Source organism: Streptomyces sp. KLMMK (assembly GCF_036961605.1).
Lineage (GTDB): Bacteria > Actinomycetota > Actinomycetes > Streptomycetales > Streptomycetaceae > Streptomyces > Streptomyces telluris.
This window is the reverse complement of sequence record NZ_JBAMDC010000215.1, coordinates 1-11653: the sequence shown is the minus strand read 5'-3', so window position 1 is coordinate 11653 and position 11653 is coordinate 1. Positions and strand designations below refer to the sequence as shown.

The following is an 11653-nucleotide window of genomic DNA, read 5'->3' as shown; positions in this document are numbered from 1 at the left end:
GGCCCGGCCGGGACAGGCCCGCCCGCAGGGGCAATACTCCGAGCATGGATGGCTCACGCGCCCACGCCCGTGCCACGTTCCTGCTGACCGCCCTCGTCTGCTGCGCCGCGCTGACCGCCGGCTGCTCCGCCACTTCGCCCCGCCCCGCGGAGAGGGAGGGGCCGCAGAAGGCGCCCTCCGTGTCCGGGGCGCCGACCATCCGGGGGTCCGCCGGGGACCTCCAGGCCGCCTACGAGAAGGTGGTCAAGGACGTCCTGCCGTCCGTCGTGCAGATCACCGCGGGCGACAGCCTGGGCTCGGGCGTCGTCTTCGACGCCAAGGGCAACATCGTCACCAACGCCCACGTCGTCGGCTCCGCGCAGTCCTTCAAGGTCACCCTGGCGACCGGCGGCGGCCCCGTCGGCGCCCGGCTGGTCTCCAGCTATCCCGAGCAGGACCTGGCGGTCGTCCGGCTCGACGAGGCCCCCAGGAACCTCAAGCCCGCCGCCTTCGGGGACTCCTCGAAGGTGGAGGTCGGCCAGATCGTGCTGGCGATGGGCAATCCGCTGGGCCTGTCCAGCAGCGTCACGCAGGGCATCGTCTCGGCCGTGGGCCGCACCGTGAGCTCCGGCCGCAGCGGCGGCGGCACCGGCGCCACCATCGCCAACATGGTGCAGACCTCCGCGGCCATCAACCCGGGCAACAGCGGCGGCGCCCTCGTCAACCTCGCCGGCCAGGTGATCGGCATCCCCACCCTCGCCGCCACCGACCCGGAGCTCGGCCGGGGCCCGGCGCCCGGCATCGGCTTCGCGATCCCCGCCGCGACCGTCCGCACCGTCGCGGGCCAGATCGTCAAGAACGGCAGGGTCACCGACTCCGGCCGGGCCGCGCTCGGCATCACCGGGCGCACGATCATCGGCCCGGACTTCACCCCGGCCGGCGTCGCGGTCGTCGCCGTCAACCAGGGCGGTCCCGCCGACCGGGCGGGCCTGCGCGCCGGGGACGTGATCACCGCGGTGGGCGGGAACGGCATCTCCACGATGCAGTCCCTGTCCGAGGCGCTCGCGGGCCTCAAACCGGGCGAGCGCACCGAGGTGACCTACGACCGGGACGGCACCGAGCACACCACCACCGTGACCCTCGGCGAAATCTGAGACCGCCTGCCGCCCCGGGCGGGGGCGGCAGGCGGCGGGGCGCAGGTCAGCTCTCGGCCGCCGCGCGCAGGCTCATCACGTAGATCTCCGAGTCGTCCTCGAACAGCGTCACCCGCTCCGCGCCGCCGTCCAGGAGTTCCTTCCAGACCTCGCCGATCCAGGACTCGGCGTCCCCCTGCGTCGAGAACTCCTCCGGCTCGACCGCCGGGGAGGTCTCCGTCCCGTCGGCCTTCTCGAACCGCCACAACCACGCCATGTCCGCCTCCTGAGTCCCACCGGAACGTGCTGGATAGGTCCTGCATACGTGCTGCGCTGCGCAGCCTAACGGCCCGTCGGCGACGAGAAAGGGTGAGCCCCGCGCGCCCGCCGCGCGCGGACGCGAGACGATCAGTGCGTGGAACTGACACTGCTCGGCACCGGAGCCCCCGAAGGGCTGCCGCGCCCCGACTGCCCCTGCGCCTCCTGCTCCACCGCCGTGGGGGACGAGGCGCGGGCCGCGACCGCGGTCCTCGTCGACGGGGCGCTGCTGCTGGACCTCACGCCCGGGCCGGCCTTCGCGGCGGCCCGCGCAGGGCGGTCGATCGCCGGGGTCCGGCAGGTCCTGCTCTCGCACCCGCACGACGGGCCGCCCGTCGAGTTCCCGGCGGGCCTGCCCGCGCCGGTGCGGGTGCCGGACGGCCGGGAGCTGGCCGTGATCAGCGGCCACCGCATCCGGGCGGTGGCCCTGGACGCCCCGGGCACGGGGTACGAGGTGACCGCCGCGGACGGCGAGCGCCTGCTCTACCTCCCGCCGGGCGCGGCCCCCGCCGGCCTGAACGGGCCGGGCCCCGGCCCGGACCGCCCGGGCGGCCCGTACGACATGGTGCTGCTCGACGTCCTCGGCCGGCCCGACGCGCTCGCCCGGCTGCGCTCCGCGGGCGCCGTCACGGCCACGACGGACGTGCTCGCCGTCCACCTCGACCACGACGTGCCGCCCGGGCGCGAGCTGCACCGCCAGCTCGCCGCAGCCGGCGCCCGCACGGTGCCCGACGGCACGACGCTGGTCGTCGGCGACTACCACGCGGTGCCGGACCTGCCGCGGCGCACGCTGGTGCTGGGCGGCGCCCGTTCGGGCAAGTCCGTGGAGGCCGAGCGGCGGCTGGAGTCGTTCCCCGACGTGCTCTACGTGGCCACGGGCGGCACCCGCCCCGGCGACGCCGACTGGTCGGCGCGGGTGGCCCTGCACCGCGAGCGCCGGCCCGGCTCGTGGCGCACGGCCGAGACCTGCGACCTCGTGCCCCTGCTGGCCGAGGAGGGCCCGCCGCTGCTGCTGGACTGCCTGTCGCTGTGGCTGACGGACGCGATGGACTCGGTCGGGGCGTGGGACGACGAGTCGTGGGCCGACGGGGGCGCGGACGCGCTGGCGGCCCGGGTCGCGGAGCTGGTGGCGGCCGTGCGGGCCACGCGGCGCACGGTCGTGGTGGTGAGCAACGAGGTGGGGTCGGGGGTCATCCCGGCGACGGCGTCGGGACGGCGCTTCCGCGACGAGCTGGGCCGGCTGAACGTGGCGGTGGCCGCGGAGTGCGAGCACGTCCTGCTGGTGGTGGCGGGACAGGCGCTCGCGCTGCGCTGAACGCTCCGTACCCTGAGGCCCATGCCTGCACCCGACCGCCCCGCCATCCGCGTCCTGCTCGCCGACGACCAGGCCCTGCTGCGGAGCGCCTTCCGCGTCCTGGTGAACTCGGAGCCGGACATGACCGTCGTGGGGGAGGCCGCCGACGGCGCCGAGGCCCTGGAGCTGGCGCGCAGCCAGGCCCCGGACGTGGTCCTGATGGACATCCGCATGCCGGGCACGGACGGCCTCGCCGCCACCCGCGCGATCTGCTCCGACCCGGCCCTCGCGGACGTCCGCGTGGTGATGCTGACCACCTTCGAGGTCGACGAGTACGTGGTGCAGTCGCTCCGGGCGGGCGCCTCCGGGTTCCTCGGCAAGGGCGCGGAGCCGGAGGAACTGCTGTCGGCGATCCGGATAGCGCGGGCGGGGGAGGCGCTGCTGTCGCCCGCGGCGACGAAGGGGCTGATCGCGAGGTTCCTCGCGCAGCCGGGGGAGCCCGAGCGCCCGGCGGGCCGGGCCGTGCGGCTCGACGCGCTCACCGGCCGCGAGCGGGAGGTACTCGTCCAGGTGGCGGGCGGGCTGTCCAACGACGAGATCGGCGAGCGCCTGGAGGTCAGCCCGCTGACCGTCAAGACGCACGTCAACCGTGCGATGGCGAAGCTGGGGGCGCGGGACCGGGCCCAGCTCGTGGTCATCGCCTACGAGTCGGGCCTGGTCCGGCCGAGGACGGACTAGCCGAGCGTCGAGGACGAACCGGCCGCGCTTCCCGGGGCTCGCCGCGGAGCCCCGGGAAACGGGCCCGGGAAGCAGGTCCAGCAGGTCCCGGGAAGATGCCGTGGCGGCTACGGCAGCGCCAGCATCCGCTCCAGCGCGAGCTTCGAGAACGCCGCGACCTCGGGGTCGACCTCGATGCGGTTGACGACCTTGCCGTCCGCGAGGGACTCCAGCGCCCACACCAGGTGCGGCAGGTCGATGCGGTTCATCGTCGAGCAGAAGCAGACCGTCTTGTCGAGGAAGACGATCTCCTTGCCCTCGCCGGCGAATCGATTCGCCAGGCGCCGGACCAGGTTCAGCTCCGTGCCGATGGCCCACTTGGAGCCGGCCGGGGCGGCCTCCAGGGTCTTGATGATGTACTCCGTCGACCCGACGTAGTCGGCCGCGGCCACGACCTCGTGCCGGCACTCGGGGTGCACCAGGACGTTGACGCCCGGGATGCGCTCGCGCACGTCGTTGACGGAGTCGAGCGAGAAGCGGCCGTGCACCGAGCAGTGCCCGCGCCACAGGATCATCTTGGCGTCGCGCAGCTCCTGGGCGGTCAGCCCGCCGTTCGGCTTGTGGGGGTTGTACAGGACGCAGTCGTCCAGGGACATCCCCATGTCGCGGACGGCCGTGTTGCGGCCCAGGTGCTGGTCGGGGAGGAAGAGGATCTTCTCGCCCTGCTCGAACGCCCAGGTCAGGGCGCGCTCGGCGTTGGAGGAGGTGCAGATCGTGCCGCCGTGCTTGCCGGTGAAGGCCTTGATGTCGGCGGAGGAGTTCATGTACGAGACCGGGACGGTCACCTCGGCGACGCCCGCCTCGGTCAGCACGTCCCAGCACTCGGCGACCTGCTCGGCGGTGGCCATGTCGGCCATGGAGCAGCCGGCGGCGAGGTCCGGCAGGACGACCTGCTGGTCCTCGGTGGTGAGGATGTCCGCGGACTCGGCCATGAAGTGCACGCCGCAGAAGACGATGTACTCGGCGTCCGGCCGGGCGGCGGCGTCGCGGGCGAGCTTGAAGGAGTCGCCGGTGACGTCCGCGAACTCGATGACCTCGTCGCGCTGGTAGTGGTGGCCGAGCACGAAGACCTTGTCCCCGAGCTTCGCCTTGGCAGCCCGGGCACGCTCCACCAGGTCCGGGTCGGAGGGCGCCGGCAGGTCGCCGGGGCACTCCACACCGCGCTCGCTCTTCGGGTCGGCCTCACGGCCGAGCAGCAGGAGCGCGAGGGGCGAAGGGGAGGGGGCCTGGAAGTCCAAGGGCTGGGCGGTGGTCACGTCACGCACCCTTTCTGTTCTGCGGGACGGCCGGAAAGGGCCTTGTCGTCAAAATGACGCTATCTATCATAACCGCTTCGCGTCACTTTGACGATGGTGATCGCGTCGATGTGACACATTCCCGATCCGGCGAACGGTGTGCGAGCATGAAAGGCGGAAACACACCGCAGCAGGCCCGGAATGAATCCGGGAGACCGGCGGTTGCAGCCGAGGGCAAGCAGTCCGCACCAAACCCGGGAGTGAAGCAGATGTCCGTTCAGGACGAGAAGACCACTGTGAGCGACGGCATCCTCCTGTCCGATGCCGCCGCCGCCAAGGTCAAGGCCCTGCTGGAGCAGGAAGGCCGTGACGACCTCGCGCTGCGCGTCGCCGTCCAGCCCGGCGGCTGCTCCGGTCTGCGGTACCAGCTCTTCTTCGACGAGCGCTCGCTCGACGGTGACGTCGTCAAGGACTTCGACGGTGTCAAGGTCGTCACCGACCGTATGAGCGCCCCGTACCTGGGCGGCGCCTCCATCGACTTCGTCGACACCATCGAGAAGCAGGGCTTCACGATCGACAACCCGAACGCCACGGGTTCCTGCGCCTGCGGTGACTCCTTCAGCTGAGCCGTCACCACCCTCATCACCGCGAAGGCGGTGGCCCCGGCCGGGGCCACCGCCTTCGCGGTTTCGTGCGGGCGATCCGCTCACTTCTCCTGCTGCTGCCCCACCGGCTCCCCGGTCGAGACGTCCACGACCTTCCGGTCGCCCAGGGGCTCGTCCAGCGTCACCGTCTCGTCGAACTTCTTCGCCATCAGCACGCACTGCCGGCCCGGCTCCTTCTCCGTGCCGGTGACCTTGACCGTCACCGCGGCGGAGGACTGCTCGGCGGAGACCGCGTAGTTCCGGCACACCCCGCCCCAGAAGTGCAGGACGAGCTTCTTGTCCTCCACGCTGTACGACGTCACGCGCACGGGGGACGACTTCGGCTCGCCCTTGCCGGGGCGCTCGGAGCGGTCCGGCGCCGGCGAGGGCTTCGCCAGGAACTTCGGGTCCACCGCGGGCTGGGCGACGGTGACCGTCTGCCCCTTCTCCGCACCCGGCAGGCGCACCTGGAACAGCCACGACGGCACCAGCGCCGGCCGCCCGGCCACCGACTGCGCCGACAGGCCGAACGCCGCCCCGGTCACCGCCGCCGGCTCGCGCGGCGGCTGCTTCGGCGGGCAGGGCGGTGCGAAGCCGCCCGGCACGTCCGAGCCGTCGTGCGGGACGGGCGAGGCGCAGCCGCCGATCCCGCCGCTGCCGGTGCCGCCGCCCTTGTTCAGCTCCTTCAGCGCCTCGGCCGCCGTCACCACCGGGTACGTCGCGCCCTTCGGCGGGACCTGCAGCTGTCCGCTGCCGCGCACGATCTGCGCGTCCGCGCCGACCTCCAGGGTCGTCCGCCAGCCGAAGGCCGGCAGGCCGTCCGGCACGGGATCGGCGTTGACCGTCCGCACAGCGCCGAAGAGGACCGAGGCGTCCACCTTGGAGTCGTCCTGGCCGAGCGCCTTCAGCACGGGCGCGGCGGCGCCCTTCGCCTTCTCCTCCGGTACGGGCGGCTGCCCGTCCGAGGCCTTGCCCTCCTGCTGCGGGCAGCGGTCGGCGGCGCCGGGGGAGAGGTCGGCCGCGGGGTCCGTGGCCGGTCCCGAGGCCGGGTGCGCACAGCTCTTGCCCGCGTCGCCGAAGCGGGCGAACGACCAGTTGCCCGGCGCCTTGCGGGCCACCCGCAGGACCGGCTCGTCCGCACCGGGCGGGCCGCCCACCCGCCACACGTCCCCGTCCGCGGTGGGCGCTCCCGGTACGTGGAGGGCCTCGGCGAGCCGGGCCGCGTCCTCGCGGCTCACCTCGCCCTTCGGCAGCCGCACCGGGGCCGTTCGCGGCCCGTCGGGCAGCTTCCCCTCGGCCCGGTAGCGCATGCCGCTCGGGTCCGGCTCGCCCACGGCGATGCCCTGGTGCGGGGAGCCGGAGGGGCCGCCGCCCGTGGACGGGGCGTCCAGCGCGAGGGGTGGTGGCGAGCTCTCACCGCCCGCCGAGCCCTTGTCCTTGCCGCCGTCGCCCTCCGAGGCCGTGGCCGCCCAGTACGCTCCGCCGCCACCGGCCAGCAGCACCGCCGCCGCGACCGACGCGACCGCGAGCCGGGACCGCTTCCGCTGCTGCTTGCCTTCGGGGCTGCCGCCCTCGGTGCTCACCACATCGCTCCTTCACTCCGCCCAATGTCTGTAGCGCCGCATCCCCTGCGAAGGGGACGACGTTTGGACGGAGCGCAGGAGCGAGTGGTTCCACCGGGATGCGTCTACAGCGGATCCATCAGCCGCCGTATTCGGGCATCAGTCGCCGTACTCCGACATTCCGTCGATCAGCCGTGGCGTCCCCGCCGGCACCGAGACCCCTCTGATCCACGAGGGCGGGACGACCGCGGCGGCCTGCCGCTGCCCGGTGCCGCCCGTCCAGTGCGGGGACATCCGCGCGCACAGCCCGCGCAGCTCCGCCAGGGATTCGGGCTCGGAGTCGGAGAAAGTGACGTCCTTCACAGGGTTCGGCATGACGGCACCGTATGCAGCCCGCGACGCACGATGAAAGGGCTACTATTTGGTAATTTTGTCCGGACGGTGGCCGAAACCGTACCCAGGTGCGATATCCGGACCCGGTAGCGTGGTGTGGCTCGTCTCGTTTCCACCACTCCGCCCGCCCACCTCGCCCCGCAGGAGCAGAACCGCCGTGCGTATCGCTGTCACCGGCTCCATCGCCACCGACCACCTGATGACGTTCCCCGGCCGTTTCGCCGATCAGCTCGTGGCGGACCAGCTGCACACCGTCTCGCTCTCCTTCCTCGTCGACGACCTCGACGTCCGCCGCGGCGGTGTCGCCCCCAACATCTGCTTCGGCATGGGCCTGCTCGGTCTGCAGCCGATCCTGGTCGGCGCCGCCGGCGCCGACTTCGCCGAGTACCGCGCCTGGCTGGAGCGGCACGGCGTGGACACCGGCTCGGTGCGCATCTCCGAGGTCCTGCACACCGCGCGCTTCGTCTGCACCACGGACACCGACCACAACCAGATCGCGTCCTTCTACACCGGCGCGATGAGCGAGGCCCGCCAGATCGAGCTGCAGCCCGTCGCCGACCGCGTCGGCGGCCTCGACCTGGTCCTGATCGGCGCCGACGACCCCGAGGCGATGATCCGCCACACCGAAGAGTGCCGCTCGCGGGGCATCCCCTTCGCCGCCGACCCCTCCCAGCAGCTGGCCCGCATGGACGGCGACGACATCCGCGTCCTCGTCGAGGGCGCCACGTACCTCTTCACCAACGAGTACGAGAAGGCCCTCATCGAGTCCAAGACCGGCTGGTCGGCGGACGAGATCCTGGCCAAGGTCGGCACCCGCGTCACCACCCTCGGCGCCCAGGGCGTGCGCATCGAGCGCGCGGGCGAGCCCGTCGTCGAGGTCGGCTGCGCCCAGGAAGAGGCCAAGGTCGACCCGACGGGCGTCGGCGACGCCTTCCGCGCCGGCTTCCTCACGGGCCTGACCTGGGAGCTCTCCCTGGAGCGCGCCGCGCAGCTGGGCTGCATGCTCGCCACCCTCGTCATCGAGACCCTGGGCACCCAGGAGTACGAGCTGCGCCGCGGCCACTTCATGGAGCGCTTCACCAAGGCCTACGGCGACGAGGCGGCCGCCGAGGTCAAGGCGCACCTGTCCTAGTTCTCCTGGTTCGCGAAAGCCCCTGCCCCCGCCCGGGGGCAGGGGCTCACGCGTCCTACGTGCTCCTACGTGCGGCGCCGCACCACGTAGGCCGTGCCCCGCTCCGCCGGGCGCTCGCCCACGTACTCCTGCTCCCGCATGTCGCACCACGCGGGGATGTCCAGCCGCGCGGCCTCGTCGTCGGACAGGACGGTCACCAGCCCGCCCACCGGCACGTCGCCGATGGACTTGGCCAGCTCGATCACCGGGATCGGGCAGCGCTTGCCCAGTGAGTCGATCACCAGCTCCGACGCCGTACGGGAGACCGGCTCCGGCGCGGCCGGCGCGCCCAGCTGCCGCCGCACGGACGCCACCACGCCCGGCAGGATGTCCAGGAAGCGCTCGACGTCCTCCTCCGCGGTGCCCGCCGGCAGCGACACGCGGACGTTCCCCTCCGACAGCACGCCCATCGCCTGCAGCACATGGCTCGGGGCCAGCGTGCTGGAGGTGCACGAGGAGCCGGAGGAGACCGAGAAGCCCGCCCGGTCCAGGGCGTGCAGCAGCGTCTCGCCGTCGACATACAGACACGAGAAGGTGACCAGATGCGGCAGTCGCCGCGCGGGGTCGCCCACCACCTCCACGTCCGGCACGAGCGCCGGCACCCGCTCGCGGATCCGCTCGACCAGCGCCCGCAGCCGGGCGCCCTCGGTCGCCGCCTCCTGCCGCACGGCCCGCAGCGACGCGGCCGCCGCCACGATCGCGGGCAGGTCGGGGAAGCCCGGCGACCGGCCCGACTCCCGCTCGTCCGCCGGTCCCTGGGGGGCGAACCGCACCCCCTTGCGCACGGCGAGCAGGCCCACGCCGGCCGGACCGCCCCACTTGTGCGCACTGGCCGTCAGCAGCGACCAGCCGCCCTCCACCGGCCCCCACGCGAGCGACTGCGCGGCGTCCACCAGCAGCGGTACGCCCGCCGCCCGGCACTCCTCGGCCGCTTCGGCCACCGGCTGCACGGTGCCCACCTCGTGGTTGGCGGACTGCAGGACCGCCAGTGCGGTGTCGGGACGCAGCGCGGCGGCGTACGCGCCGGGGGCCACGCGCCCGCCGCGGTCGACGGCGACCTCGGTGAAGCTGCCCCCGGCCGCCTCCAGGGCCGCGGCGGAGTGCAGCACGGCCGAGTGCTCGACGGCCGAGACCACGAGGTGGCGGCCGGTGCGGCGGCGCCCGGCGAGGGCGCCGGCAATGCCGTCGTGCAGGGCGCGGGTACCCGAAGGGGTGAAGACGAGCTCGTCCGGGCGGCAGCCGACGGCCTCCGCGGCCGCCTCGCGGGCGGCGTCCAGCAGCAGCCGGGCCCGGCGGCCCTCGCGGTAGAGCCGGGCGGGGTCGGCCCAGCCCTCGTCGAGGGAGGCCAGCAGCGCCTGGCGGGCGACGGGGTGCAGGGGTGCGGCGGAGGCGGCGTCGAAGTAGGGCACACCCAGAAACTAACCTGCCGCCGCCGCGTGGCCGGTGCGTACCGCCCGACCTGCGAAGCAGCCGTCTGACGGTCCCCCAGACGGCCGCCGGACCCGTGGATTCCATCCCTTCGGGGAGTGACGCGGCGCGTTGGGCACCCTCCCCGCGCGGCCCCAAATAGCGTCCAGTAGGGTTTGGTCCGCATAAACATCCAAACCCCTGCCCGCAGCGGGCCGGCGACCGACCAGCGAGACGGCCGCAGCCGGCCGCACGGGCGAGACTCTCGGGAAGGCGCTACGTGAGTCCCAACGGCTCCGACCGCTCGTCGCGGCGCCCGGTGCGGCGGAAGCTGCTGCAGGCGCTGGCCGCGGGCGCTGTCCTGGCGACCGCCTCCGGTTGCACATATAAGGACTTCCCCCGCCTCGGAATGCCCACTCCGGTCACGGAAGAGGCGCCGCGGATCCTCTCCCTGTGGCAGGGCTCCTGGGCCGCCGCCCTCGTGGTCGGTGTCCTGGTGTGGGGCCTGATCATCTGGAGCGTCATCTTCCACCGGCGCAGCCGGACGAAGGTGGAGGTGCCCCAGCAGACCCGGTACAACATGCCGATCGAGGCGCTCTACACCGCGGTCCCGATCATCATCGTGTCGGTGCTCTTCTACTTCACCGCTCGCGACGAGAACAAGCTTCTCACCAACCCTGAAAAGCCGCAGCACGTCATCAACGTGGTGGGCTTCCAGTGGAGCTGGGCCTTCAACTACATGGAGGACGTCGACGGCAACGCCGCGACCCCAGCCAAGCCGCTCCGTGACAACAAGGAGCTCGACGCGATCCCGGACCGGTTCCTGACGAAGGCACCGAAGGGCGCGGAGGGTGTCTACGACATCGGCATCCCCGGCACGCGCAACGAGCAGACCAACAACCCGGGCCCCACGCTGTGGCTGCCCAAGGGCGAGACGGTCCAGTTCGTGCTCACCTCGCGGGACGTCATCCACTCCTTCTGGGTGGTGCCGTTCCTGATGAAGCAGGACGTCATCCCGGGCCACACCAACAGCTTCACGGTGACCCCGAACAAGGAGGGCACCTTCCTGGGCAAGTGCGCCGAGCTCTGCGGCCAGGACCACTCCCGGATGCTGTTCAACGTCAAGGTCGTCTCTCCTGAGCGTTACAAGCAGCACCTGAAGGAGCTGGCCGCGAAGGGCCAGACCGGCTACCAGCCGGCGGGCATCGCGCAGACGGATCACGCGAAGAACGCGGAGACCAAGAACAAGTGAGCATCCTCAACGAACCCCAGGGTGCCGCCGCCGCGACAGCCACGGCAGCACCGCCAGTCCGCCAGAAGCAGCCCGGTATCAATGCGGTCAAGTGGCTCACCACCACCGACCACAAGACCATCGGCACGATGTATCTGGTCACGTCGTTCGCGTTCTTCTGCATCGGCGGTCTGATGGCGCTGCTGATGCGCGCCGAACTCGCCCGTCCCGGCACGCAGATCATGTCGAACGAGCAGTTCAACCAGGCGTTCACGATGCACGGCACGATCATGCTGCTGATGTTCGCGACGCCGCTGTTCGCCGGATTCGCGAACTGGATCATGCCGCTGCAGATCGGCGCGCCCGACGTGGCGTTCCCGCGGCTGAACATGTTCGCCTACTGGCTCTACCTCTTCGGCTCGATCATCGCGGTGGCCGGCTTCCTCACCCCGCAGGGTGCGGCCGACTTCGGCTGGTTCGCCTACTCCCCGCTGTCGGACGCCGTCCGC

At 72.6% G+C, this 11653-nt stretch carries 12 protein-coding genes; 7 read left to right on the top strand and 5 right to left on the bottom strand.

The features are described 5' to 3' along the window. The first annotated feature begins 44 nt into the window (after window positions 1-44). The gene (locus tag V7793_RS24990; RefSeq protein ID WP_336010139.1) at window positions 45-1133 is read left to right on the top strand and encodes a S1C family serine protease; all 1089 of its coding nucleotides are present in this window, start codon (window positions 45-47) and stop codon (window positions 1131-1133) included. 46 nt (window positions 1134-1179) lie between these two features. Here V7793_RS24990 and V7793_RS24985 read toward each other — a convergent pair whose 3' ends face one another. Then, window positions 1180-1389 (bottom strand): hypothetical protein, encoded by a 210-nt coding sequence (locus tag V7793_RS24985; RefSeq protein ID WP_336010138.1) that lies wholly within the window; start codon window positions 1387-1389, stop codon window positions 1180-1182. A gap of 138 nt (window positions 1390-1527) precedes the next feature. Between V7793_RS24985 and V7793_RS24980 the strand changes: the two genes are divergently transcribed. Beyond that, window positions 1528-2745, top strand: coding sequence for a bifunctional adenosylcobinamide kinase/adenosylcobinamide-phosphate guanylyltransferase (locus tag V7793_RS24980; RefSeq protein WP_336010136.1), 1218 nt, complete (start codon window positions 1528-1530; stop codon window positions 2743-2745). Window positions 2746-2766: 21 nt separating this feature from the next. Then, complete coding sequence (locus V7793_RS24975; RefSeq protein ID WP_336010133.1) at window positions 2767-3462, top strand: response regulator transcription factor; 696 nt, start codon at window positions 2767-2769, stop codon at window positions 3460-3462. A 107-nt stretch (window positions 3463-3569) separates the two neighbouring features. Here V7793_RS24975 and nadA read toward each other — a convergent pair whose 3' ends face one another. Further along, window positions 3570-4757, bottom strand: a complete 1188-nt coding sequence (gene nadA, locus V7793_RS24970) for a quinolinate synthase NadA (protein WP_336010132.1) — start codon at window positions 4755-4757, stop codon at window positions 3570-3572. 248 nt (window positions 4758-5005) lie between these two features. Here nadA and V7793_RS24965 point away from each other — a divergent pair, with 248 nt between their 5' ends. Further along, the gene (locus V7793_RS24965; RefSeq protein ID WP_058044766.1) at window positions 5006-5362 is read left to right on the top strand and encodes a HesB/IscA family protein; all 357 of its coding nucleotides are present in this window, start codon (window positions 5006-5008) and stop codon (window positions 5360-5362) included. 80 nt (window positions 5363-5442) lie between these two features. Here the strand turns inward: V7793_RS24965 and V7793_RS24960 are convergent, their stop codons facing one another. Together V7793_RS24960 and V7793_RS24955 are read right to left on the bottom strand one after the other, a co-directional pair. Further along, window positions 5443-6963, bottom strand: a complete 1521-nt coding sequence (locus V7793_RS24960; protein ID WP_336010130.1) for a hypothetical protein — start codon at window positions 6961-6963, stop codon at window positions 5443-5445. A gap of 138 nt (window positions 6964-7101) precedes the next feature. Then, on the bottom strand, window positions 7102-7317 hold the full coding sequence (locus V7793_RS24955) for a hypothetical protein (protein WP_058044768.1): 216 nt from the start codon (window positions 7315-7317) through the stop codon (window positions 7102-7104). Between the two features lie 175 nt (window positions 7318-7492). Here V7793_RS24955 and V7793_RS24950 point away from each other — a divergent pair, with 175 nt between their 5' ends. After that, a complete protein-coding gene (locus V7793_RS24950) occupies window positions 7493-8467 on the top strand; it encodes a carbohydrate kinase family protein (protein ID WP_336010127.1) in 975 nt (324 codons plus the stop codon). A gap of 65 nt (window positions 8468-8532) precedes the next feature. On the opposite strand, the gene V7793_RS24945 is transcribed toward V7793_RS24950, so the two are convergent. Beyond that, complete coding sequence (locus tag V7793_RS24945; protein ID WP_336010125.1) at window positions 8533-9915, bottom strand: cysteine desulfurase/sulfurtransferase TusA family protein; 1383 nt, start codon at window positions 9913-9915, stop codon at window positions 8533-8535. A gap of 278 nt (window positions 9916-10193) precedes the next feature. Here V7793_RS24945 and ctaC point away from each other — a divergent pair, with 278 nt between their 5' ends. Together ctaC and V7793_RS24935 are read left to right on the top strand one after the other, a co-directional pair. Next, a complete protein-coding gene (gene ctaC / locus V7793_RS24940; protein WP_058044771.1) occupies window positions 10194-11165 on the top strand; it encodes an aa3-type cytochrome oxidase subunit II in 972 nt (323 codons plus the stop codon). Then, the coding region (locus tag V7793_RS24935; protein ID WP_336010123.1) for a cbb3-type cytochrome c oxidase subunit I at window positions 11162-11653 on the top strand (492 nt) is incomplete at its 3' end. The genes ctaC and V7793_RS24935, both read left to right, overlap by 4 nt.

Coding starts and splice junctions, on each gene's coding strand:
- V7793_RS24990 (WP_336010139.1), top strand. CDS start 45: ATGGATGGCTCACGCGCCCACGCCCGTGCCACGTTCCTGCTGACCGCC.
- V7793_RS24955 (WP_058044768.1), bottom strand. CDS start 7,317: ATGCCGAACCCTGTGAAGGACGTCACTTTCTCCGACTCCGAGCCCGAA.
- V7793_RS24965 (WP_058044766.1), top strand. CDS start 5,006: ATGTCCGTTCAGGACGAGAAGACCACTGTGAGCGACGGCATCCTCCTG.
- V7793_RS24985 (WP_336010138.1), bottom strand. CDS start 1,389: ATGGCGTGGTTGTGGCGGTTCGAGAAGGCCGACGGGACGGAGACCTCC.
- V7793_RS24975 (WP_336010133.1), top strand. CDS start 2,767: ATGCCTGCACCCGACCGCCCCGCCATCCGCGTCCTGCTCGCCGACGAC.